The 25,891-nt window shown below is 73.3% G+C and carries 8 protein-coding genes; 3 read left to right on the forward strand and 5 right to left on the reverse strand.

All coding sequences use genetic code 11. The features are described from left to right. The coding region (locus OQ02_RS35865; protein ID WP_331281571.1) for an RICIN domain-containing protein at positions 1 to 323 on the reverse strand (323 nt) is incomplete at its 3' end. Between the two features lie 657 nt (positions 324 to 980). Between OQ02_RS35865 and OQ02_RS35870 the strand changes: the two genes are divergently transcribed. The 3 genes from OQ02_RS35870 (at position 981) to OQ02_RS35880 (ending at position 5,722) form a co-directional block, all read left to right on the forward strand. Further along, positions 981 to 1,739, forward strand: coding sequence for an FHA domain-containing protein (locus tag OQ02_RS35870; RefSeq protein WP_033443139.1), 759 nt, complete (start codon positions 981 to 983; stop codon positions 1,737 to 1,739). Between the two features lie 65 nt (positions 1,740 to 1,804). Continuing rightward, positions 1,805 to 3,556 carry a serine/threonine-protein kinase gene (locus OQ02_RS35875; RefSeq protein ID WP_033443140.1) on the forward strand — a complete coding sequence of 584 codons (1,752 nt, stop codon included), beginning with the start codon at positions 1,805 to 1,807 and terminating at the stop codon, positions 3,554 to 3,556. Between the two features lie 213 nt (positions 3,557 to 3,769). Next, positions 3,770 to 5,722 (forward strand): AfsR/SARP family transcriptional regulator, encoded by a 1,953-nt coding sequence (locus OQ02_RS35880; protein ID WP_051773219.1) that lies wholly within the window; start codon positions 3,770 to 3,772, stop codon positions 5,720 to 5,722. Positions 5,723 to 5,779: 57 nt separating this feature from the next. On the opposite strand, the gene OQ02_RS45225 is transcribed toward OQ02_RS35880, so the two are convergent. The 4 genes from OQ02_RS45225 to OQ02_RS35895 all read right to left on the reverse strand — a co-directional run bounded on the left by OQ02_RS45225 (position 5,780) and on the right by OQ02_RS35895 (position 25,872). Beyond that, positions 5,780 to 5,950, reverse strand: a complete 171-nt coding sequence (locus OQ02_RS45225; RefSeq protein WP_197043649.1) for a hypothetical protein — start codon at positions 5,948 to 5,950, stop codon at positions 5,780 to 5,782. Beyond that, a complete protein-coding gene (locus OQ02_RS40440; protein ID WP_197043650.1) occupies positions 5,902 to 8,247 on the reverse strand; it encodes a chondroitinase-B domain-containing protein in 2,346 nt (781 codons plus the stop codon). Before OQ02_RS40440 ends, OQ02_RS45225 begins: the two co-directional genes overlap by 49 nt. Positions 8,248 to 8,497: 250 nt before the next feature. Further along, complete coding sequence (locus OQ02_RS35890; RefSeq protein ID WP_033443141.1) at positions 8,498 to 9,940, reverse strand: NAD(P)/FAD-dependent oxidoreductase; 1,443 nt, start codon at positions 9,938 to 9,940, stop codon at positions 8,498 to 8,500. Positions 9,941 to 9,987: 47 nt separating this feature from the next. Beyond that, positions 9,988 to 25,872, reverse strand: coding sequence for a type I polyketide synthase (locus OQ02_RS35895; RefSeq protein WP_231500379.1), 15,885 nt, complete (start codon positions 25,870 to 25,872; stop codon positions 9,988 to 9,990). Positions 25,873 to 25,891 lie beyond the last annotated feature (19 nt).

The following is a 25,891-nucleotide window of genomic DNA, read 5'->3' on the forward strand; positions in this document are numbered from 1 at the left end:
GCGCCCTGGACTTCGACCGCCTTGTTGCTGTTGCGGTTGATCAGGCGGACGTGGCCGTTGTCGGAGTCGGCCAACCGGAACTGCTGGTTGGTGCCGTTGCCGTCGGCCCACTGCACGATGTTGGCGCCGTCGGAGGTGGAGAAGTTGTAGACGTCGAGCACCTTGCCCGACAGCCGGGACTTCACGCGGTAGTAGCCGCCGCCGGAGTCGACGAACTGCCACTGCTGCTGGTTGCCGTCGTTGCGGGTCCACTGGGTGATCCGCGCGCCGTCGTTCATGGCGAGGTTGTAGACGTCCAACGCCTTGCCGCTGTTGCGGTTCACCAGCACGTACCACGCGTTGGTGTCGACACGGGCAACGCTCGAACGACCGCTTGCGCCGAGTGGTCCATCGCGCGCCCTCTGAACGAACAATGCTTACCTCAGCGAGGGCATTCCGAGGAGGGCGCACCAACTGGGGCGCCACTGCTGCGGGATGCCGGTCGCTTCCACCCAAACTGTGGAGGATGATCTCCGTGCGGTCAAGATGCAACGAAAAAGTTTCGCACGGGTATTCGGGTGGACCGCCGAGGCATTGTGGACTGCTAAAACTGACGCGAATTCTTTTAGCTCTTCCGGCCGTCGGGCGAGGCGTGGCCGACCGTCCACCCAGCAGGTCCGGTCGGCGTGGTCCGGTGGGCGTGGTCAGCACCGGCCGCCGAACTTCCCGGTCTTGAAGAAATCGCCGACCCAGGGCCGGGCGCATTCATTGATGTTCACCAGTGTGAATCGGTCGGCACCCCGGTTTGGTCGTCCGCCTGGATGTCCGGTCGAATCTCCGGTGTGGGTGCGCCTTTCTTGTTGTACCAGATGTGCGTCGCGCTGTCGGCGCAGTACGTGCCGAGGTGGCCGTTCGGAAGTTCTCCGTCACCGGCCCGGTCGTCGCCGATGGGACCGGTCCCCGGAGGCGTTGGCACACTGTCGGCGGACCCAGGGAGGCCGATGAACCGCGAAAGCCTGGCCCGTGGCGTGCCGCAGGCCGCCCCGGGCGCGATCGTCGCCCGTGCGCTGGCCGGGCGTCTCCACGTCGACCCGGTGGAAGGGCGCACCGTCCGGTTCGGGCGCAACCGCCCGAACGTCGACCTGTGCGTCGGCGAGACCGACCTGCGGGTCAGCCGCCGGCACGGCCTGCTCACCCGCCGCGACGGCCACTGGTGGGTCACCAACACCGGGCAGTTGCCGATCCGGATGCCCGGCACCCGGTGGTTGTTCCGCGACGAGGAATCGGTGCCGCTGCCCGACGGCTACACGCCGCTGTTCGTCCGCGGCTCCCGCGACCGCGAGCACCTGCTGGAGCTGTACGTCGCCGACGGCACGGCGCGGCAGTTGGTCCCCCAGCACGACTCGGTGACCCAGCCGCCGACGCGGTGGCGGTTCACGCCCGACGAGCACCTGCTGCTCGTCGTGCTGGGCCAGCGCTACCTGCTGCACGAGGCCAATCCCCAGCCCGTGTCGCGCCAGCACGCCGCGCAGGTCCTGGCGGAGCTGCAACCGGATGCCAACTGGAGCGCCAAGCGGGTCGAGCACATGGTCGCCGACGTCCGTGCCCGGTTGTCCGCCGCCGGCGTGCACGGCCTGCTCCGCGAGGAGGTCGGCGAACCGGTCGGCAACACGCTCAACGACAACCTGCTGCGCGAGCTGGTGCTGTCCACCAGCCTCGTGCCACCGGACCTGGCCCTGCTGGACGACAGGCACGTTTGACCTGCTCGGGGGTAATCCCGTTGAAGGCGGTGACCACACCTGGCGCGGTCCCTACACTGCTCCGCGTGCGCACGGGGGATGTGATCGACGGGCGGTACGAACTGGAGGACGCGCGAGGCTCCGGGTCCGGCGGCGTCGTGTGGACCGCGTTCGACCGGAAGCTCAAGCGGCGGGTGGCGCTCAAGCGCCCGCACGCGGCGGCGGACGACGCCGTCCTGACCCGGTTCCGCCGCGAAGCCGAGACCGCCGCGCAGGTGCACCACCCCAACGCGATCTCCGTCTTCGACACCGTCGACACCGACGGCTGCTGGCTCGTGATGGAGTACCTGCCGGCGGAAAGCCTGGACAAGACGCTCGCGGAGAAGGGGGCGCTGCCACCGGAGCGGGTGGCCAGGATCGGTGTGCAGATCGCGGGCGCGCTGGCCGCCGTGCACGCCCGGAACATCGTGCACCGCGACGTGAAACCGGGCAACATCCTCGTCACCGACGACGACCTGGCCAAGCTGACCGACTTCGGCATCTCCCTCTGGCGCGAGGTGACCCTGACCGACGACGGCAGGATCAGCGGCACGCCCGCGTACACCTCGCCCGAGGTGGCCCGGGGCTATCCGGCGAGCCAGGCCTCGGACGTCTTCTCCCTCGGCGCGACGCTGTTCGCCGCCGTGGAGGGCACGCCGCCGTTCGGCACCGGCGAGCCGTACGAGGTGCTGGAACGCGTTCGGCGCGGCGAGATCCTGCCGATCCGCCAAGCGGGTCCGCTCGCGCCGCTGCTGGCGGAGATGCTGCGGTCGCACCCCGCCCGGAGGCCGACCGCCGACGAGGTCCGGGCACGTCTCAAGGACGTCGTCGCGGACTGGGAGCCGCCACCGCCACCGGTCGAGCACGTCGCCCGCCGTCCGTTCCGGCGCCGTCCTCCGCTCAAGGCCGCCGCGGTGGTCCTGGTCGTCGTGGCCGTCGGCACGACCGTGTTCGCCAGGCAGCACGCGGCTCCCGCGGCGCAGCACGGCCTCGTCGGCGACGAGCGCACCGCCGACCCCTGCGCGTTGATCGACAAGGCCGGGTTGCGCCGGTTCGGCCCGACCCGGGTGCTCACCACCTACGGCAACTTCAACCGGTGCGACGCCCTGATCGACGTCCGGGCCCAGGAGCCGGTCGACGTGGAGGTCCAGCTGATCACCCGGGTGTCGCGCGCCGTGCAGGGACGACCGCTGGAGGTCGTCGAGGAGGCCCGGTACAGCGGTGAGTGCGACCGCACCGTGGTGGTGGACGACAGGCACGCGGTGCGGGTGACGGCGAAGCTGCCGAACCCGCCGCTGGACCTCTGCGCGGTGGCCGACGTCGCGACGGGCGCCGTGCTGGAAGTGCTTCGCAGCGGCCCGATCCCGCGGCGCGCCATCCCGTTCCCCGAGGGCTCGCTCGCCCACGTCGACGCCTGCGCCCTGCTGGACGACAAGTCGCTCGCCACGCTGGCCGGGGTCGACGGCGACTCGGCCGTGAACGTGTTCGGGAACTGGGCGTGCAAGTGGTTCAGCACGGTCGGCGGGCGCGGCATCAACCTGCGCTACGACCAGCACCCGGCGCACGAGGTGCTCGACGGCGAGCTGGTGGAGCTGGGCGGTCACGCCGGGTACCTCCAGCTGGAACCGGGGTCGAGCACGAGCTGCACCGTCAGCGTTCCGCACCTGTCGCAGCACCTGGCGCAGCGGAGCTACCTCGACGTGATGATGCTGACGGTGACGGGCGATCGGCCGGGCACCGAGTACTGCCCCGAGGCCAAGAGCCTCGCGGCCGTGGCCGCCGGGAAGCTGCCTTCCTGACCCGGGCGGCCGTCGACCGGACAAGCGATCACGTTCGGTCCCAGCAGGTCTTGGTGCGCGCCCGTTCGGGGAGGGGTCCCGGTCGGCTACCGGTTCACTGGTCCCGTGGTGCCCGATGTCGCCTACCCCGAGCCGGATTCGCCGACCCGCGCCGCGACCACGTGGAGTTCTCCACCCGACCGGGGAGTTCACGCACTCCCGTTGAGGACGACAGTGACCGGGGATCGGCTGGAGTTCGGGGTTCTGGGGCCGGTGGTGGTGCGGCACGGGCACGGGGAGACCCGGATCGCGAAGGCCCAGCAGCGCTGCGTGCTGGCGATGCTGCTGCTGGACGTCGGCCGGGTGGTGCCGCTCGACCGGATCACCGGTGCGCTGTGGGAGGGCGACGGTGCACCCAGGACCGCGCGCAACGGGGTGCAGCGGGCCGTGTCGGACCTGCGGCGGGTGCTGGCGGTCGACCCGGACGTCCGCCTCCGCTACCAGACCCTGGGCTACCTCCTGGAGGTGGACCCGGCGCGGATCGACCTCCACCGGTTCCGCGCGCTGGTCGTGCGGGCGCGCGAGGCGGTCGACGGCGAGGGGCGGGCGGCGGCGTTGCGGCAGGCGTTGGGCCTGTGGCGGGGTGAGCCGCTGGCCGACGTAACCGCGCCGGAGCTGGCCGTGGTCAAGCAGGCGTTGGTCGACGAGCACCTGTCCGTGCTGGAGGAGTGCCTGGACTGGGAGGTGCGGACCGGGAGGCACGCGGCGGTGGTCCCGGAGTTGCGCCTGCTGGTCGCGGCGCACCCCTGGCGGGAGCGGTTGCACGGCCTGCTGATGCTGGCGCTGTACCGGGAGGGACGCCCGGCGGAGGCGTTGCAGGCCTTCCACGACGTCCGGCAGGCGTTCAGCGCCGAAACGGGCACCGACCCGGGGCCCGAGCTGCGGCGGCTGTTCCACCTGGTGCTGCGCAACGACCCGGAGCTGGACGCACCCGTCGTGACGGCGCCGATCGTGGTGGCTCCCGGTGCGGGCCCCGCGGTGGTGCCGAGGCAGCTCCCCGCGCCCCCGAAGGGGTTCACCGGCCGCGATCGCGAACTGGCCGCGCTGGACCGCGACACCGGTCCGGACGGGACGCTGGTGCTCTCGGCCATCGGCGGACCGGGCGGCATCGGCAAGACCTGGCTGGCGTTGCAGTGGGCGCACCGGCACGCGGACCGGTTCCCCGACGGGCAGCTGTTCGTGGACCTGCGCGGGTTCAGCCGCGGCGGCCCCCCGATGACGCCCGCCGCGGCGGTGCGCGGCTTCCTCGAAGCCCTGGGCGTCGCACCCCGGTCGGTCCCGGCCGACCTGGACGCGCGGGTGCGGTTGTTCCGCAGCCTGGTGGCGGACCGCCGGCTGCTCGTCGTCGCCGACAACGCCCGCAGCGCGGACCAGGTGGTGCCGCTGTTGCCGGGCAGCCCCCGGTGCGCGGTGGTGGTGACCAGCCGCAACCGCCTCGCCGACCTGGTCACCCGGCACGGCGCCCAGCCGGTGCGGCTCGACGCGGTGACCGAGCAGGAGTCGCGGCAGGTGCTGGTCGGCCGGTTGGGGGAGGACCGGGTGGCGGCCGAGCCGGCGGCGGTGCGGGAGTTGCTGGCGTGCTGCGGCGGATTCCCGTTGGCGCTGGCCATCGTGGCCGGCCGGGCGGCGGCACACCCCGACTTCCCCCTGTCGGCGCCGGCGGCCGAGCTGCGCGACGCCGCCACCCGCCTGTCGGTGCTCGACGACGACGACCCGTCGAGCAGCCTGCCGGCGGTGCTGTCCTGGTCGCACGCCGCCCTGACCGACGAACAGGCACGGGCCTACGCGCTGCTCGGCGTGGCCGCCGGGGCCGACCTCGACCTGCCCGCCGCCGCGTCCCTCGTCGGCCGCACCACGTCGGCGACCCGGTCGGTGCTGCACGCCTTGGAGGACAACCACCTGGTGCGGCAGCAAGCGCCGGGCCGGTGGCGCATGCACCCCCTGATCAAGCTGCACGCCGCCGAACTCGCCCACCGGGACCTCACCGAGGCGGACCGCGACGCGGCGCACGGGCGACTGGTCGACTTCCACCTGAACACCGCCCACGCCTCCGGGATGCTCCCCGGTCCGCGCACCCCGCGGCCGACGTTCAGCCTCCCGCCCTCCGCCGCCGCCCACGACCGTTGAGCGGCCGGACCGCTCGCCTGGCGGACGTCACCTGCCGCCCACCAGGCGAGCGCCCGGTCACGCGCTGTTCGGGCCGACGTCGGCCGAGCCGAGCGGGCGGCGGGTGACCGCCGCCGCCGAATGCTCGTCCGCGCCGACGTCCACGGCGCCCGCGCGGGCCTGACCGTCCATGTCGTCGGTCACGAAGGCGTAGCCGGTGGTCGCGGTGTCGATCGCCGGGCCGGCCACGCCGAGCCGGTGCACCGCCCCGTCGGAGGTGAGCAGCGGGTCGACCACCCGGATGGAGCCGGAGGGCTTGGCGACGCCGGTGGTCGCCGTACCGGTCGGCAGCCGATGTTCCCGGCGTAGGTCGCGTTCACCGGCGTCTTGACCTCGTTGAAGAGCTTGCCCCGGCTGCCGACGACCACGTTGTTCGCGATGACGGAGTCGACCGGCGGGAGGGTGTAGTTGGCGCCGATCTCGATGTTCGACGCGTTGCCGACGAACGTGTTGTTCACGGCCGTCGCCCGGTAGACGCGCCAGTGCGCGTTCAACGCGCCCGAGGTGTCCACGTCGCCGCCGTCGATCTGGAGAGCGGCGTCGTAGCCGGTGCCGGTCAGGCCCTCGATGTGGTTGTTGTAGACCTTGTGGTCCTGGCCGTAGATCCGGATGCCCCCGGTGCCCGCCTTGCCCTCACCGAGGAAGAAGTTGCCGTAGAACGCGCCGCGGTTGCCGTGGCGGTGCGACAACGTGCCCTGTGACGTGCGGAAGGTGTTGTAGCGCACGGTGTTGTCGTTGCTCTTGACGGAGATGATCTCGGGGTCGCCGTCGCAGTTCTCGAACAGGTTGGACTCGACGGTGGTGAACCCGCTCGACTGCGAGATCCCGCTCCAGCCGACCCGGACGGCCTCCATCTCGTTCTGCGCGCGGGGCCCGATGGTGCGGAAGTGGTTGTGGTCGATCAGGTCGTGCTGTGACTGCCGGGTCGCCGAGCCGTCGATCGTGATGAAGTTGCCGAGCTGGTGCTTCTCCTCGAACAGGTTGTGGTCGACGCGGTTGTGGTGGCTGTTCGCGCCCTGGACGAGCACCCACTTCAACGACGACTCCTCGGTCAGCCGGAAGTGGTTGCGGGTCAGCCGCACGTTGTTCGAACTCGTGACCTTCAGCGTGTCCCTGGTGGTCCACTTCAGGCCGTCGACCGTGACGTGCGAGGAGTTCGCCACTTCGAGCTGCCCGCCGGTGATCACCGCTTGGCCGCGGTTCGCCGCGACGACGGTGATCGGCTTCGCCGCGGTCCCGTTCTTCCCGCTGATCTTGCCGATCGTGTAGTCGCCGTTCGCGAGCACGATGCGGTCACCGGCCTGGGCGTTGGCGAACGCGCTCTGGAGCTGGGCCGAGGTCGCCACGTCGACGGTGCGGTCGGCACCGGGGTCGCCGGTGCTGCCGTGGGTCACGGTGAGGCCGTAGATCTCCACCTGGCCGTAGTTGTCGGCGCCGCACGGTGACGAGTTGCCGCAGTTGGCCTGGGTGTACGCACCGGCCTTGAAGTAGCCGCCGGAGAAGCTCTTCGAGATCGTCGTCTGCAGCACGCCGTTGTAGTACGCCTTGATCTGGCCGCCGCCGACCACGAACTTCGCCTGGAACCTGGTGCCCAGGACGTAGTTGCCGGTCACGAGCTTGTGGTGGGACGTGTCGCCGTTGGTGACGTAGAGGTCGTCGCCTTCGAGCCGGAAGACCGAGACGTCGTCGCTGCCGTCGTGGATCTGCCCGGCGACGACGTGCGGCTTGTCCTCGGGCAGCGCGGTGATGGCCTGCTCGACCACCATCGTGTGCGTGCCGGACGTGGACGACCAACTCGCCTTGGTGGACCCCGAGTTCGTCATCTCGCGCAGCTCGGAGCGGGGGTAGCTGGACCCGCTGGTGGTGACCCCGTCGACGGCGGCCCGGAACTGGACCGCGTCGCACCCGGGGGTCGGGGTGAACCACGGGTCGATCGCGTAGGTGTCGAGTTCCGGCTGCTCGACGTTGGTCGGGCTCTCCTCCTCGCCGATCGGCAGCCCGATGTACCAGTTCGTCAGGTCCAGCACGTCGGCCGGGTACCGGCAGGTGCCGCCGCCACCGCCGTCGGCGCCGTTGACCGCCGTTTCGGTGATGCTGGTCCAGTCGTTGTACGTGTTGCCGTAACCGACGACGCGCAGGTACCGCGCGGCGCTGTCGGTGAAGTCGTGGACCTCGGGTTGGGTCGTGGTGCCGCTGCTGACCTGGCGGGCCACGACGGTCCGCCAGGACGACCCGTCGTCGGACAGCTGGACGTCGAAGGTCTGCTTCCTGGTGTCGCCCTGGTGCCAGGCCAGGGACACCGAGCCGACGGTCTTGGACGAGCCGAGGTCGTACCTGATCCACACACCGTCGCCCTCGGCCGACCAGCGGGTGCCCAGGTCGCCGTCGAGGGTGTTGGCCGGGACGTTGCCGTCGTCGGCGCTCGCCACCACACCGGTCACCGGCAGCGGCGGACCGGCTGCCGCCAGCGCCTCGGGCGCGCTCATCGCGCCGAGCGCGAGAGTGCTGACCAGTAACGCACGACAAGTTCGTTTCATCGAACCTCATCTCGGTCTGACGGTGCTCGGTCCCGGATCCCGGGACGCGCCGATTCTCGGCACCACCGCTGACCACGCGTTGAGCGTGCGCTGATTCGCCTGGTCCGGCGCGGCCGTCGACGACCGCGCGGAGCGCCGCGGTGCGGTCCGGGGTGGCGGTTCCACCGCCCCGGACCGCGTCCGCTCGGCCGGTTCCCCGCTAGGAGGACACGTCCTCGCTCCGCTGCGCGGCGGGCACGGCGGTCTCGCCGCCCGCACGTGCCAGGGCGGCCTTCTCCTCCGGGGTGAACGGCGGTTCGGTCAGGGCGGGGGCGGGCTTGGCACGCCGTGCGTCCAGGAGGATTCCCGGCTTCACCAGCTCCGTCGCCGGCGCCGACAGGGTGATCACCGCCATCTGCGCGTCCGCGACCTTGCGGCGGGTCGCCCCGGCGCGGCCCAGCCAGTCCTGGAGGCGGTAGGTGAGCTTCGCCGCGGCGCCGCCCCGCTTGCCGGTGGTCTGCGGGTAGCGCAGGTCCTCGCCGGTGGCGATCATCCAGGCGTCCTCGGCGGTCTTGCCGATGGCGCGCTGGATGGCGCGGGTTCCCGCGGTGCCGGACTCGATCAGGCCGTCGCGCAGGACGACCGCGGACTTGGCCGCGACCGCCATGCCGTGCCCGAAGATCGGGTTCAGCGTGGTCTGGGCGTCGCCCAGCACGACGAGCCCCCGGGGCCACGACGGCAGCCGCTCGAAGTGGCGCCTGCGGTTGGCGTGCGCGGCGAAGCCCAGGACCGGGCCGACGGGCTCGGCGTGCGCGATGGCCTCGGCGATCACCGGGTGCGGCAGGCCGGCGGCGAACTCGCGGAAGCCCTCGTCGTCCACCGGGGGGTGCCCGCCGGGCGCACCGGACAGGGTGACGCTCCAGAGGCCGTCCTCGATCGGGAGGAGCATGCCGGTGGCGCGCACCCGCTGCGCCGACGGGTTGCCCTGGATGTTGACGGCGGGGAAGTCCTTCCCGACGCCCTCCACGGCGCGGAACACGCGGGTCGCGTAGAAGATCCCCGGGTCCACCGTGACCTCGGGCGTCTCCGGCAGGCCGAACGCCGTGAGCCAGTCGGTGATCGAGGAGCCCCGGCCGGTGGCGTCCACCACGAGATCGGCCTCGACCGTCGAGACCTCCTTGGTGGCCCGGTCGCGCAGCTTCGCCCCGGTGACCCGCTCCGCGTCGCCGGTGAGGCCGAGGACGTCGGTGCCCTCCAGGTACGTCACGTTCGTCGCGGCGGCGAGCCGCGCGCGCAGCGTCCAGTCGAGCAGGGCGCGGCTGCACCCGACGACGTAGTGCCCGCTGTCGTAACGCGGGAACCAGCCGTTCGGGCCGAGCGCCAGGTAGCGGCCGGGGATGTCCAGGTGCTGGGCGCCCGCCTCGTGCAGCTCGGCGGCGACGCCCGGCATCAGCTCCTCCAGGGCGAGGATGCCGCCGGACACCATGGCGTGGGTGTGACGGGCCTGCGGCACGCCCTTGCGGACGCCCGGCTCGTCCGGGAAGTGGTCGCGGTCGACGACGGTGACGGTGTCGGCGAGCCTGCTCGCGACCGAGGCGGCCAGCGTGCCGGCCAGTCCGCCGCCGAGGATCAGCGCGTGCCGCACCGGTCCGGAGTTGGTCATGGTCGAGGTGTCCTTTTCGGAGGTCAGGGGTGGTCGTCCGGTGCGGTTCACGAGATCCCGTACCGCTTGTCGAGCAGGTCGAACATCTCCTCGTCGGAGACGCCCGTGAGGTCGGAGGAACCGTGGGCGCTGCCGGAGCCGGTGGTCGCGCCCGGCGTCTGCTGCCAGGTGGCGAGCAGCGCCTGGAGCCGTGCGGTGATCTCGTCGCCGCCGGTCCCGTCCAGCTGCGCCCGGTGCAGGCCCGCCTCCAGCCGGTCGATCTCGGCGAGCAGCGGCGAGACCGGCGGTGCGGCCGGCTCGCTCAGCCCGTCGTGCAGGAACCGGGCCATCGCCGCCGGGGTGGGGTAGTCGAACAGCAGGGTGACGGGCAGCCGGGCGCCGGTCAGCGCGCTCAGCCGGTTGCGGAGCTCGACCGCGGTCAGCGAGTCGAACCCGACTTCGAGGAACCCGCGGTCGGTGCTGACCGCCTGCGTCTCCCGGTGGCCGAGCACGGTGGCCGCCTCCGACAGGACGAGGTCGAGCAGCACCCGGTACCGGTCGGCCGCGCCGAGCGCCGCCAACCGGTTCCGCAGCGCCGCGGCGGCGTCCTGCTCGCCGCCGTCGGCCGCCGCGGCCCGCCGGTTCTGGCCCTGCACCAGGTCGCGGAACAGCGCCCGCACCCCGGTCGGCTGCGACCGCAGCGCCGCGAAGTCCAGCCGGGTCGGCAGGACGACGGCCTCGCCGAGCGCGCACCCGACGTCGAACAGCTCCAGCGCTTCCGGCGTGGACAGCGGCACGACGCCCTCGCGGGCCATCCGCCGCAGCAGCGCGCCGTCGAGCTTGCCGGTCATGCCGCTGGGGTCGGACCACAGGCCCCACGCCAGCGACACCACCGGCAGGCCGAGCGACCGCCGGTGCTGGGCCAGCGCGTCGAGCGCCGCGTTGGCCGCCGCGTAGTTGGCCTGCCCCGCGCTGCCGAACGTCCCGGAGAACGAGGAGAACAGCACGAACGCCGACAGGTCCAGCCCGCGGGTCAGCTCGTCCAGGTGCACCGCCGAGTCCACTTTGGACCGCAGCACGCGGTCGAGCCGTTCCGGGGTCATCTCGGCCAGCATCCCGTCGTCCAGCAGCCCGGTGGCGTGCACGACGGCGGTCAGCGGGTGCCCGGCGGGCACGCGTCCCAGCAGGCCCGCCACCGCGTCCCGGTCCGCGACGTCGCAGGACTCGACCACGACGTCCGCACCGCCCGCGACCAGTTCGGCGCGCAGCTCGTCGGCGCCCTCGGCGTCGAGTCCGCTGCGACTGGCCAGCACCAGGTGCCGCACACCGCGCTCGGCGACCAGGTGCCGGGCGAGCGAGGCGCCCAGCCTGCCGGTGCCGCCGGTGATCAGCACGGTGCCCTCGGGGTCCCACACCGGCCCGCTGTCGGCGGCCTGCGCGGACGCCACCCTGGCCAGCCGGGCCTGGAACGCGCCACCGGCCCGGAAGGCCAGTTGCGGTTCACCGGTGGCCAGCGCTCCCGGCAGGTGGCGGAAGAACCGGGCCTCGTCGTCCAGGTCGAGCAGCGCGAACCGCTCGGGGTGCTCGGCCTGCGCGGACCGCACCAGACCCCACACGGACGCCAGGGCGGCGTCCGGTGCGCGGTCCCCGTCCCGCACCGACACGGCGCCCCTGGTCGTGAACACCAGCAGCGACCCGGCGAACCGGTCGTCGGCCAGCCACTCCCGCACCAGCGCCAGCGCCCGCCGGGAAGCCGACCGGACCCGGCCGGGCAGGTCGCCCGTCCCGGCGTCGACCAGCGCCAGCACCACGTCCGGCACGTCCGCGCCGTCGTCCACGGCCTCGACCAGCGACCGCAGGTCGAGGAATTCGGCGGGCTTGATGCCCGCGGCGCCCACCCCGGCGCCGAGGTCGCCGGTGTCGGTGCCGAGCACCGCCCACGAACCGGACCCGGCGCCGACGGCGTCGACCGGCTGCCACCGGACCTGGAACAGCGAATCGCGCTGCCCGACGCGGGCCCGGCCGAGCGCGTCCGCCGAGAGCGGGCGCAGGAACAGCGAGTCCACCGTGGCCACCGGTTGCCCGTGCCCGTCGGCGACGGCCAGCTCGATGCTGTCCGGCCCGGTGGGTCGGACCCGGACCCGCAGCCGGGTCGCGCCCGTGCGGTGCAGCCGCGCCCCGGTCCAGGAGAACGGCAGCAGGCCCTTGTCCACGTCGCGCAGCCCGGTGAACGGGAACGCGTGCAGCGCGGCGTCCATCAGCGCCGGGTGCACCCCGAACAGGCCCGCGTCGGACTGGAAGTCCGCGGGCAGCACCACCTCGGCGAAGGTCTCCTCACCGCGCCGCCACAGCGACCGCAGGCCCTGGAACGCCGGCCCGTAGGCGAACCCGTTGCGTGCGAACAACTCGTAGACGTCGCCGACTTCCACCTGCGCCGCGTTCGCGGGCGGCCACACGCCGAGGTCCGGCGAGGGTCCGGTGGCCACAGTCGACAGCAGGCCGTCGGCGTGCCTGGTCCACTCCCGGTCGGCCGGTCCGCCGTCGAGCCGGGAGTTGACCGTGACCCGCCGCCGGTCGGACGCGTCGGGCGCGCCGACCCACACCTGGACGGACACCGATCCCTTCGCCGGCAGCAGGAGCGGCGCCTCGATGGTCAGCTCCTCCACCACCTGGTGGTCGGTGTGACCGCCGGCGTGCAGCGCCAGTTCCAGGTGGGCGGTGCCCGGCAGGATGACCGTGCCGTTCACGGCGTGGTCGGCCAGCCACGGGTGGGTGGCCAGGGACAGCCTGCCGGTGAGCAGCAGACCGTCGGCGTCGACCAGGTCGACCACCGCGCCGAGCAACGGGTGCTCGGCCGTGCGCAGACCCGCCGAGGCCACGTCCGCGCCCTCGGTCCGGTTCTCCAGCCAGTACCGCTCCCGCTGGAAGGCGTACGTCGGCAGGTCGACCGGCCGGGTGGAGTGGGCGAACATCCCCGCCCAGTCGACCTCGACGCCGGCGGCGAACAGCTCGCCCGCCGACGTGAGCAGCCGGGTGAGACCGCCCTCGTCGCGGCGCAGGCTCCCCACCACGGTCAGGTCGGCGTCCTCACCGGTCTGCTCGACGCCCATGGTCAGCACCGGGTGCGGGCTGATCTCGACGAAGGCGGTGTGGCCCTGCTCGACCAGCGCCGAGGTGGCCTCCGCGAACCGCACGGTCTGCCGCAGGTTCCGGTACCAGTAGTCGGCGTCCATGCCGGTGGTGTCCAGCCAGGACGCGGTGACCGTGGAGAAGAACGGCACCCGCGCCGCGACCGGCGAGATGCCCTCGGCCGCGGCGAGCACGTGCTCGCGGATACCCTCGACGGCGGGGGAGTGCGACGCGTAGTCGACCGCGATCCGCTGCACGCGGACCCCGTCCCCGGAGAGCCGCTGCGCCCACGCGTCCAGGACGGCGCCGTCGCCCGCGACGACCACCGAGCCCGAGCTGTTCAGGGCGGCCACGGACAGGTCGACGCCGTCGCGGCGCATCCACTCCGCGACCTGGTCGGCGGACGCGACGACGGACATCATCCCGCCGGGCCCGGCCAGGTGCTCCGCGATGGCCTGCGACCGGCGGGCCACGACCTGGGCACCATCGGCCAGCGACAGCGCACCGGCCACGACGGCGGCGGCGATCTCACCCTGAGAGTGGCCCACCACGGCGTCGGGCTCGACACCCCAGGAACGCCACACGGCGGCCAGCGACACCATCACCGCGAACAGCGCGGGCTGCACCACGTCCACCCGGCTCAGCGCCTCCGGGTCGGACGACGTCACGACGTCGCGCAGCGACCAGGGCACCCACCGCCCCAACGCCTGCTCGCACTCGGCGAACCGCGCGGCGAAGGCGGGTGAGGTCTCCAGCAGCTCGCGGGCCATGCCGGTCCACTGCGAGCCCTGGCCGGGGAACACCCACACCACCCGCGGCTGCCCGGCGCTGCCGGTGACCGAGGCGGTGGTGAGCGCGTCGAGCCCGTCCAGCAGCCCTTCGCGGGTGCTGCCGACGACCACGGCGCGGTGGTCGTGCACCGCGCGGGTCGCGACCAGCGCCGCGCCCACGTCCGCGGGTCCGGCCTCGGGCCTGCGCCCCAGGAAGTCCCGCAGCCGCGACGCCTGCTCGCGCAACGCGGACTCGCTGCGCGCCGAGAGCACCCACGGCACCACCGGCGACGCGCTCGACGCGGGCGGTGCGGCCGGCTCGTCCGGCGCCTGCTCCAGGATCACGTGGGCGTTGGTGCCGCTCACGCCGAACGACGACACACCGGCACGCCGCGGCCGTCCGGTCTCCGGCCACGTCACCGCGTCCGTCAGCAGCGACACCGCGCCCGCGTCCCAGTCGATGTGCGAGCTGGGCGCGTCCACGTGCAGCGTCGCGGGCAGCACACCGTGCCGCATCGCCATCACCATCTTGATCAGGCCCGCCACGCCGGACGCGCCCTGGGCGTGCCCGATGTTCGACTTCACCGACCCCAGCCACAGCGGGTCGCCGCCGTCGCCGCGGTCCTGGCCGTAGGTGGCCAGCAGCGCACCCGCCTCGATCGGGTCGCCCAGCTTGGTGCCGGTGCCGTGCGCCTCGACCGCGTCCACCTCGCTCGGCGCGAGCCGGGCGTTGGCCAGCGCGGCCCGGATGACCCGTTGCTGCGACGGCCCGTTCGGCGCGGAGATGCCGTTGGACGCGCCGTCCTGGTTGATCGCCGAGCCGCGGACCACGCCGAGCACCTGGTGCCCGTTGCGCTTCGCGTCCGACAGCCGCTCCAGCAGCAGCACGCCGACGCCCTCGGACCAGCCGGTGCCGTCCGCGCCCTCGGCGAACGGCTTGCACCGCGCGTCGGGCGCCAGCACGCCCTGGCGGCTGAACTGGCTGAACGCGTTCATGGTCGACATCACGACCACACCGCCGGTCACCGCGAGGGAGCACTCCCCGCTGCGCAGCGACTGCACCGCGAGGTGCGTGGCCACCAGTGACGACGAGCACGCCGTGTCCACCGTGACCGCGGGGCCTTCCAGGCCGAAGACGTAGGACACCCGGCCGGAGACGACGCTCGCCGCGCGGCTGGTCAGCAGGTAGATCTCCAGGTCCTCGGGCACCGGGTAGGCCGAGTAGTCCTGCCCGTTCGAGCCGATGAACACGCCGGTCTTGCTGCCGTGCAGGGTGGCCGGGTCGATGCCCGCCCGTTCGAACACCTCCCACGAGGTCTCCAGCAGCACCCGCTGCTGCGGGTCCATCGCCAGCGCCTCGCGCGGTGAGATCCCGAAGAACGCGGCGTCGAACTCGTCGGAGTCGTGCACGAACCCGCCCTCGCGGACGTAGGTCCGGCCGGAGGCGCCCGTGTCGGCGGCGAACAGGCTGTCGGGGTCCCAGCCGCGGTTGGTCGGGAACGGCGACATCGCGTCGCCCCCGTTCGACACCAGTTCCCAGAAGTCCTCCGGCGACCGGATGCCGCCGGCGAAGCGGCACGCCATCGCCACGATCGCGATGGGCTCGTCGTCGGTGACGGACGCGACCGCCGCGTCGGGCTGAGCGGTGTCGGCCTTGCCGAGCAGCTCCTCGCGGAGGAACCCGGCCAGGACGGTCGGCGTCGGGTAGTCGAAGACCGCGGTGGTGGCGAGCTTGAGCCCGGTGGCGCGGTTGAGCCGGTTGCGCAGCTCCACGGCGGTCAGCGAGTCGAACCCGACGTCGCGGAACGCGCGGGTGGGGGCGATCCCGCCCGCCGAGTCGTGCCCGAGCACGGCGGCGGCCTCGGTGCGGACCACGTCGACGAGGGCGCGCAGCTGCTCGCCCTCGGTCATCCCCAGAAGCCGCGCGACCAGGGCCGCGTCACCGCTCCGGGCGTCCGACGCCGCGGCCCGCCGGGTGGGCACCCGGACGAGGCCGTGCAGCATCGGCGGGACGAGCCCGGCTTGGGCCTGTGCCCGCAGGCCGGGCAGGTCCAGCCGGACCGCCGCGACCACGGCGGGCTCGTCGCGCACCGCCGCGTCGAACAGCGCGAGGCCGTCCTCCGAGGTGAGCGCGCCGACACCGGCGCGGGAGATGCGCTGGATGTCGACCGCGTCGAGGGCGCCGGTCATGCCGCTGCGCTCGGCCCACAGGCCCCACGCCAGGGAGTGCCCGGGACGGCCTTCGGCGCGCCGGTACTCGGTGAGCGCGTTGAGGAACGTGTTCGCCGCCGCGTAGCTGCCCTGGCCGGGGTTGCCCAGGGTGCCGGAGTAGGACGAGAACACGACGAACGCGGTCAGGTCCGCGTCGGCGGTGAGCCGGTGCAGGTTCCAGGCCGCGTCGACCTTCGGGTGAAGCACCGGGTCGACCCGCTCCGGGGTCAGCGACTCGATCACGCCGTCGTCCACCACGCCCGCCGTGTGCACGACCGCCGTGAGCGGGTGCTCGGCCGGGATCGCCGCCAGCAGCGCGGCCAGGGAGTCCCGGTCGGCCGCGTCGCAGGCCACGACGGACACGTCGGCGCCAAGGGCGGTGAGCTCGGCCTTGAGCTCGGCCGCGCCGGGGGCCGCGGGGCCGCTGCGGCTGGTGAGCAGCAGGTGCCGGACGCCGTGCCCGGTGACGAGGTGCCGGGCGAGCAGCGAGCCGAGGCCGCCGGTCGCGCCGGTGACCAGGACGGTGCCGCCCGGGGTGAAGACCGGCCCGTCGGTGATTTGCGGGTCGCGGCGCACCAGGCGCGGCACGCGGAGCCCGCCGTCGCGGACGGCGACCTGGGGCTCACCGCAGGCGGCGGCGTCGGCCACCGCGGCGCCGGACTCGCGGTCCAGCGCGGCACCCGATTCGCCGTCCACGTCGACCAGCACGAACCGGCCGGGGTTCTCCGACTGCGCGGACCGCAGCAGACCCCACACCGGCGCAGCGGCCAGGCCGACGGTGTCGGTCGGGTCGACCGCGCCGCGGGTGACCACGACCAGTCGCGAGTCGGCGAACCGCTCGTCGCCAAGCCACCGCTGGACCAGGTCCAACGCCTCGTGCACGACGGTGTGCGCGGCACCCGGGACCTCGTCCGGGAAGTCCACGCGCGGTAGGAAGGCCGCCACGACCACGTCGGGCACGTGCTGAGCGTCGGCGAGATCGGTCCACGTCTCGACCTCACCACCGGCCGCGCGGATCGAGGACGTCACGTCGAGGTCGTCGGCGCCCAGCACCGCCCACGTCGCCGGCAGCGTGGTGACGGTCTTGGGCAGGGCGGGCCAGTTCAGCGTGAACAGCGAACCCTGTGTGCCGGTGGCCGCGGTGTCGCCCGCCTCGGTCGCCCGCAGGTGGACGCCGTCGATCGAGACGACCGGCTGACCGGTGCCGTCGGCGGCGGCCACCGCCACCTCGGACCCGGTCACCACCAAGCGCACGCGCAGCTCCGTGCTCGCGGTCGCGTGGAGCGCGAGGCCCTTCCACACCGAGGGGACCACCCGGTCGCCGGTGTCGAGGACGGCAGCGTGCAGCGCGGCGTCGAGCAGGGCCGGGTGCAGGCCGTAGGCCTCGGCGTCGCCGCGCAAGTCCTCCGGCAGCGCCACTTCGGCGAAGATCTCGCCGTCGCGCCGCCAGACGGCGGTCAGGCCCAGGAACGCGGGCCCGTGCTGCACGTCGTGGTCGGCGTACCGGCGGTGGACGTCCTCGACGTCAACGGCCCGCGCGCCCGGCGGCGGCCACTCGGCGAAGTCGAACGACGGCGGTGGCAGCACTGCGGTCACCACGCCGGTCGCGTGCCGGGTCCACGGTTGTTCGGACTCGGCGTCCCTGGCGTAGACGTGCACCTGGCGACGTCCGGACCCGTCGGTCGACTCGGCCACCACCTGCACCTGCACGGCGCCGTGCTCCGGCAGCACCAGCGGAGCCTCGACGGTCAGCTGCTCGACGTACTGGTGGTCGGTCCGCGACGCGAGCTCGACGAAGGCGCTGCCGGGCACGACGACGGCGCCCGCCACGGCGTTGTCCGCCAGCCACGGGTGGGTGGCCAGGGACAGCCTGCCGGTGAACAGCACACCATCGCCGTCCGCGAGCCCGACGGTCGCGCCGAGCAGCGGGTGGTCGATCGACCCCATGCCCGCCGACGTGACGTCGGCGACCGCTGCCCCCGGCTCCAACCAGTAGCGCTGCCGCTGGAACGGGTACGTCGGCAGGTCCAGCGCCCTGGCGGTCCCGATGAACAGGCTCGCCCAGTCGACGGGCACGCCCGCGGTGAAGAGCTCCCCGGCTGAGGTGAGCAGTCTGTGGAGGCCGCCCTCGTCGCGCCGGAGGGTGCCGACGACGGTGAGGTCGGTGTCCCCGGTTTCGCCGGTCTGCTCGATGCTCATGGTGAGCACCGGGTGCGGGCTGATCTCGACGAACGTGGTGTGGCCTTGTTCGATCAGTGCTTCGGTGGCTTCGGCGAAGCGGACGGTTTCGCGGAGGTTCTGGTACCAGTAGTCGGCGTCCAGGCCGGTGGTGTCGGCCCAGGAATTGGTCACGGTGGAGTAGAACGCGATCGTCGCCAGCTGTGGGGTGATGCCTTCGGCGGCGGCGAGGACGTGCTGGCGGATGCCTTCGACGGCGGGGGAGTGCGAGGCGTAGTCGACGGCGACGCGTCGGACTCTGATGTCCTGTGTGGACAGGTATGCGCCCCAGGAGTCGAGCACGGCGCCGTCGCCGGAGACGACGACGGTGGCAGGTCCGTTGACGGCGGCGAGGGAGACTTCGACCCCGTCCCGCGTGATCCACTGCGTGACCTGCTCGGGAGAGGCGGCGACGGACATCATGCCGCCGGGTCCGGCCAGGTGCTCCGCGATGGCCTGCGACCGCCGGGCGACGACCTGCGCACCGTCGGCCAGGGACAGCGCTCCGGCGACGACGGCGGCGGCGATCTCGCCCTGGGAGTGGCCCACGACGGCGGCGGGTTCCACACCGAGGGAACGCCAGGCGGCGGCCAGTGACACCATGACCGAGAACAGCACCGGCTGGATGACGTCGACCTTGTCCCAGACCGCAGGATCGCCTGTGGTGACCACCTCGTGCAGCGACCACGACACCCACGGCTCCAAGGCCAGCTCGCACTCGGTGAACCGCTCGGCGAACGCGGGTGAGGTCGCCAGCAGCTCACGGGCCATCCCGATCCACTGCGAACCCTGACCCGGGAACACCCACACCACCCGCGGCACGCCGCCCGCGACACCGCCGGTCACCTCGGACAGCCCGGCCAGCAACTCGTCCCGGCTACCGCCGACGACAACGGCCCGGTGGTCGAGCACGGCCCGGCGCGTCACCAGGGCAGCACCGACATCGGCCACCCCGACCTCGGGCGACTGCTCCACGAACGCCCGCAGCCGGGCCGCCTGCTCCGCCAACGCGGCCTCGCTGCGTGCGGACAGCACCCACGGCACCACGCCACCGGTGTCCTCCGACACCACCGTGTCCACTTCGGACGGTGCCTGCTCCACGATGACGTGCGCGTTGGTGCCGCTGACGCCGAAGGACGACACCGCTGCCCGGCGCGGTCGCCCGGTTTCGGGCCAGTCCCGGTTGTCGGTCAGCAGTTCGACCGCGCCCTCGGTCCAGTCGACGTGTGGTGTGGGCTGGTCGACGTGCAGCGTGCGGGGCAGTACGCCGTGGCGCATGGCCATGACCATCTTGATGACACCGGCGACGCCCGCGGCGGCTTGGGTGTGCCCGATGTTGGACTTGACCGAGCCCAGCCACAGGGGTTCGTCGCGGTCTTGGCCGTAGGTGGCCAGCAGGGCCTGCGCCTCGATGGGGTCGCCGAGCCTGGTGCCCGTCCCGTGCGCCTCGACGGCGTCCACGTCCTGCGCCCGCAACCGCGCGTTGGCCAGGGCCGACCGGATCACCCGCTGCTGCGACGGCCCGTTCGGGGCCGAGAGGCCGTTGGACGCACCGTCCTGGTTCACCGCCGAACCGCGGATCACGCCGAGCACCCGGTGCCCGTTGCGCCGCGCGTCCGACAGCTTCTCCAGCAGCACAACGCCGACGCCCTCGCTGAACCCGGCGCCGTCGGCGGCACCCGCGAACGACTTGCACCGGCCGTCCGGGGACAGCCCGCGCTGCCGCGAGAAGTCCACGAACAGGCCCGGCGTCGCCATCACGGTCACGCCACCGGCCAGCGCCAGCGAGCACTCGCCCGAGCGCAGCGCCTGCGCCGCCAGGTGCATCCCGACCAGCGACGACGAGCACGCCGTGTCGACGGTGACCGCGGGGCCTTCCAGCCCGAACACGTAGGACACCCGGCCGGACAGGACGCTGGCCGAGTTCCCCATCCCGACGAAGCTCTCGACCTCCTCCGACACCGAACCCGGCTGGGCGGCGTAGTCGCGGTACATCACCCCCGCGAACACGCCGGTCTGGCTGCCGCGCAGCGAGGTCGGGTCGATGCCGGCCCGCTCGAACGCCTCCCAGGAGACTTCCAGCATCAGCCGCTGCTGCGGGTCCATCGCCAGCGCCTCGCGCGGCGAGATGCCGAAGAACGCCGGGTCGAAGTCGGCGGCGTCGTGCAGGAAGCCGCCGTGCCGGGTGTAGGAGGTGCCGCGGCCGGTCATCTCGGGGTCGTAGAGGGCGTCGGTGTCCCAGCCGCGGTCGGCGGGGAAGTCCGAGATCGCGTCGCCGCCTTCCGTGACGATCCGCCACAGGTCCTCGGGGGTGCGCACACCGCCCGGGTAGCGGCAGCTCATGGCGACGATCGCGATGGGCTCGTCCGCCGCGGCCTTGGCCACCGGGGTCCGGGCGAGCGGGTCCTGGACCACGGCCCGCGCCGAGTCCAGCAGCTCTTCCCGCAGCAGCCTGGCCAGTGCCAGGGTGTCCGGGTAGTCGAAGACCAGGGTCGGGGGCAGCCGCAGCCCGGTCGCGGCGTTGAGCCGGTTGCGCAGCTCGACGGCGGTGAGCGAGTCGAAACCGAGGTCCTTGAACGAACGCCGCTCCTGCACCGCCTCGGTCGAACCGTGCCCGAGGACGGTGGCGACCTGGGCGCGGATCAGCCCCAGCAGCGCGCGGTCCTGTTCGTCCGACGACAGCCCGGCCAGCCGGGAGACCAGCGCCGAGACCTCCTGCCCGCGTGCCGCGGACCGGGCCGTCGGGCGCACCAACGCGCGGAACAGCGACGGCACCGTTGCCTGGCCGAGGGTGGCGCGCAGGGCGGCGAGGTCCAGCCCGATGGGCAGGACGACCGCACCCGCGGTCGCGGCGGCGTCGAACAGGGCCAAGGCATCCGCCGACGCCAGCGGGGTGATGCCGCTGCGCGCCATGCGCCGCAGGTCGGCTTCGTCCAGGTGGCCGGTCATGCCGCTGCGCTCGGCCCAGAAGCCCCAGGCCATCGACACGGCGGGCAGGCCCTCACCGCGCCGACGCTGGGCGAGGGCGTCCAGGAACGCGTTGGCGGCGGCGTAGTTGCCCTGGCCCGATCCGCCCAGCGTGGCGGAGGCGGAGGAGAACAGGACGAACGCCGAGAGCCCAAGGTCGCGGGTGAGCTCGTGCAGGGCGAGCGCGGCGGCGGCCTTGGGCCGGAACACCCGCTCCACCTGCTCCGGCGTCAGCGACTCGACCACACCGTCGTCCAGCACGCCCGCCGAGTGCACGACGGCGGTCAGCGGGTGCTCGGCCGGGACGGTCGCGAGCACGGCGGCCAGGGCGTCGCGGTCGGCGGCGTCACAGGCCACCGCGGTCGCCGTTGCGCCGAGGCCTGCCAGCTCGTCCACGAATTCCGCCGTGCCGGGCGCGTCCGGGCCGCTGCGGCTGACCAGCAGCAGGTGCCGGACACCGTGCCCGGTGACCAGGTGCCGGGCGATGGCCCGGCCGACCGTGCCGGTGCCACCGGTGACGAGGACCGTGCCCCCGGGGTCGACGGTGAAGTCCGGTCCCGCCGGGGCGGTGGTCCTGACCAGCCGGGGCGCGAGGACCGTGCCGTCGCGCACCGCCAGCTGGTCCTCGGTGGAGAGGGTGGCGACGTCGGTGAGGTCGCCCCGGCCGTCCCAGTCGAGCAGGGTGAACCGGCCGGGGTGCTCCGACTGCGCGGACCGGAGCAGGCCCCACAGTGATGCCTGCACGAGGTCGACCCGGTCCTCGGGCGCGGCCACGACGGCGTCCCGCGTCACGAGGACCAGCCGGGAGTCGGCGAACCGCTCGTCGGCCAGCCACTCCTGGAGCAGGCCGAGCACCCGCGTCACGGCGGCGGTCGCGTCGTCCCCGGAGGGAGCGGCGACCAGGACCACGGGCGGCACGGTGTCGAGCGACGCGAGGTCGGGGTGGTGAATCGCGCCGAGGGCGGTCCCACCGACGGACGCCCAGTCCGAGGTCGGGGCGGTGGCCTCCGCGCCGGTGATCTCCGGGCAGGGGACCCACTCCACGGCGAACAGCCCGCCCCGGGTCGGCGCCGCGGTGCGGATCTCCTTGTCGTCCACCGGTCGGACCGCGAGCGCACCGACCGAGACCACCGGCTGCCCGGACCCGTCGGCCGCGCTGATCTCGACGGACTCGCCGAGCACGAGCCGCACCCGCAGGTCGGTCGCGCCGGCGGCGTGCAGGCTGACCCGGCCCCACGAGAACGGCAGGCTCCTCGGCGCGTCCGCGTCGAGCATGCCGAGCGCGGCGGCGTGCAGGGCGGCGTCGAACAGCGCCGGGTGCAGCCCGTAGGACCCGGCGTCGGCGCGCTGGTCCTCGGGCAGCCGGACGTCGGCGAACACCTCGTCGCCGCGCCGCCACACCGCGCGCACGCCCTGGAACGCCGGGCCGTAGGCGAAACCGATCTCCGCGAACCGCTCGTACAGCCGGTCGGTGTCGACCGGGTCGGCGTCGGCGGGCGGCCACCGGGTGAGGTCGAACGGCGCCACCGGCGTCTCGGGGGCGAGCGACCCGGTGGCGTGCCGCGTCCACGGCGCGTCGAGCGCGGTGTCCTCGGGCTGCGAGAAGATCCCGACCGTGCGGCGTCCGCCGTGGTCGGCCGCGCCGACGGCGAGCTGCACCACGACCGCGCCCCGCTCGGGCAGGACCAGCGGTGCTTCCAGGGTCAGGTCTTCGACCTGGTGGAAGCCGATGTGGTGGTTGGTCTGCAGGGCGAGTTCGAGGAAGGCGGTGCCCGGCAGGATGACGGTGCCGTTCACGGCGTGGTCGGCCAGCCACGGGTGCGTGCTCAGCGAGAGCCTGCCGGTGAAGAGGACGCCGTCGCCGTCGGCCAGGCCGACCGTGGCGCCGAGCAGGGGGTGGTTCGCGGTGACCAGGCCCGCGGACGACACGTCGCCGGTCTCGGCGGGCAGGTCCAGCCAGTAGTGCTGCCGCTGGAACGGGTAGGTCGGGAGGTCGAGCGGGCGCGTCGGCGCGGTGAACACGGTCGCCCAGTCGACGCGCACACCGGAGGCGAACAGCTCGGCGGCGGACGTGAGCAGCCTGGGTAAGCCGCCCTCGTCGCGGCGGAGGCTGCCGACGACGGTCAGCTCCGCACCGGTCGTGCCACCGGTCTCCTCGACGCCCATGGTGAGCACGGGGTGCGGGCTGATCTCGACGAACGTGGTGTGGCCCTGGGAGATCAGCGCTTCGGTGGCTTCGGCGAAGCGGACGGTCTCGCGCAGGTTGCGGTACCAGTACTCGGCGTCCAGGCCGGTGGTGTCGGCCCAGGAGTTGGTCACGGTGGAGTAGAACGCGATCGCCGAAGGGCGTGGCGTGATGCCTTCGGCGGCGGCGAGGACGTGCTCGCGGATGCCTTCGACGGCGGGGGAGTGCGAGGCGTAGTCCACCGCGATCCGGCGCACGCGGACGTCGTCGGCGGTCAGCCGCTCCGCCCAGGCGTCCAGCACGGCGCCGTCCCCGGCGACCGCCACGCTGCCCGGACCGTTGACCGCGGCGATGGACACCGCGACCCCGTCGCGCGTGATCCACTCGCGGACGGTGTCGACCGGCGCGGCGACGGACATCATGCCGCCGGGCCCGGCTAAGTGCTCCGCGATGGCCTGCGACCGTCGGGCGACGACCTGCGCGCCGTCGGCCAGGGACAGCGCACCGGCGACGACGGCGGCGGCGATCTCGCCCTGCGAGTGGCCCACGACGGCGGCGGGTTCCACACCGAGGGAACGCCAGGCGGCGGCCAGTGACACCATGACCGAGAACAACACGGGCTGGATGACGTCGACCTTGTCCCAGACCTCGGGGTCGCCGGTGGTGACCACCTCGCGCAGCGACCACGACACCCACGGCCGCAACGCCTGCTCGCACTCGGCGAAGCGCTCGGCGAAGACCGGGGAAGTCTCCAGCAGCTCCCGCGCCATGCCCGCCCACTGCGAACCCTGACCGGGGAACACCCACACCACCCGCGACGGTGAGGCGACGCCCGTGACCGCCACCGTGCCCTCGGTGACCGCGCCTCCGGCTACCGTGCCGTCGACGACCGCGCCGAGCCCTTCGAGCAGTGCCTCCCGGTTGCCGCCGAGCACCACGGCCCGGTGGTCGAGCACGGCGCGGGACCGCACCAGCGAGGCGCCCACCTCCGCCGCCGACACCTCGGGTCGGGCCCGGAGGAAGTCCCGCAGCCGGTCGGCCTGTTCTGCCAACGCGGCCTCGCTGCGCGCGGACAGCACCCACGGCACCACGCCACCGGTGTCCTCCGACACCGGACTGTCCTCTTCGGACGGTGCCTGCTCCACGATCACGTGCGCGTTGGTCCCGCTGACGCCGAACGACGACACCGCCGCCCGACGCGGACGCCCGGTCTCGGGCCAGTCCCGCCTGTCGGTCAGCAGCTCGACCGCGCCCTCGGTCCAGTCCACGTGCGGGGTGGGCTGGTCGACGTGCAAGGTCTTGGGCAGCACGCCGTGGCGCATCGCCATGACCATCTTGATCACGCCCGCCACACCCGCGGCGGCCTGGGTGTGCCCGATGTTGGACTTGATCGACCCGAGCCACAGCGGAGCGCTCTCGGGCCGGTCCTGCCCGTAGGTGGCCAGGAGCGCCTGCGCCTCGATGGGGTCGCCCAGCTTGGTGCCGGTGCCGTGCGCCTCGACGGCGTCCACGTCCTGGCTCTTGAGGCGCGCGTTGGCCAGGGCGGCGCGGATGACCCGCTGCTGCGACGGCCCGTTCGGCGCGGTCAGCCCGCTGCTCGCACCGTCCTGGTTCACCGCGGAACCGCGCACCAGGCCCAGCACCCGGTGCCCGTTGCGGCGCGCGTCGGACAGCTTCTCCAGCAGCAGCACACCGACGCCCTCGGACCAGCCGGTGCCGTCGGCCGCACCGGCGAACGACTTGCAGCGCCCGTCCGCCGCCAAGCCGCGCTGGCGGGAGAACTCGACGAACAGGCCCGGTGTCGCCATCACGGTCACGCCACCGGCCAGCGCCAGCGAGCACTCGCCCGCGCGCAGCGCCTGCGCGGCCAGGTGCAGCCCCACCAGGGAGGACGAGCAGGCGGTATCGACGGTGACCGCGGGTCCTTCCAGCCCGAACACGTAGGACACCCGGCCCGAGGCGATGCTCGCGGCCGACCCGTTGACGATGCTGCCCTCGAACGTCTCCGGCACCTTGTGGAACCGCGAGCCGTAGTCGTTGTACATCACGCCGATGAACACGCCGGTCTTGCTGCCCCGCAACGACGACGGGTCGACCCCGGCCCGTTCGAACACCTCCCAGGAGACTTCCAGCAGGAGCCGTTGCTGCGGGTCCATGGCCAGCGCCTCGCGCGGGGAGATCCCGAAGAACGCCGGGTCGAACTCCGCGGCCTGGTGCAGGAACCCGCCCTCACGGGTGTAGGACGTGCCGTACCGCTCCGGGTCCGGGTCGTAGAGCCCGTCGAGGTCCCAGCCGCGGTTCACCGGGAAGCCGGTGACCTCGTCCCGCTCGTCCGCCACGACGTCCCACAGGTCCTCGGGGCTGCGCACGCCACCCGGGTAGCGGCAGCCCATCGCGACGATCGCGATCGGCTCCTGCTCGGCCTCCTCGATCCTGCGGATCTTGTCGTGGGCCGCGTCCAGGTCGGCGGTCACGCGCTTGAGGAAATACCGA

The organism is Saccharothrix sp. NRRL B-16314 (assembly GCF_000716595.1).
In the GTDB taxonomy this organism is placed as follows: Bacteria; Actinomycetota; Actinomycetes; order Mycobacteriales; family Pseudonocardiaceae; genus Actinosynnema.

Bases quoted from the DNA above. Each gene is read 5' to 3' on its own strand.
- OQ02_RS40440 (WP_197043650.1), bottom strand. From the start codon at position 8,247: ATGAGCGCGCCCGAGGCGCTGGCGGCAGCCGGTCCGCCGCTGCCGGTG.
- OQ02_RS35870 (WP_033443139.1), top strand. From the start codon at position 981: ATGAACCGCGAAAGCCTGGCCCGTGGCGTGCCGCAGGCCGCCCCGGGC.
- OQ02_RS35890 (WP_033443141.1), bottom strand. From the start codon at position 9,940: ATGACCAACTCCGGACCGGTGCGGCACGCGCTGATCCTCGGCGGCGGA.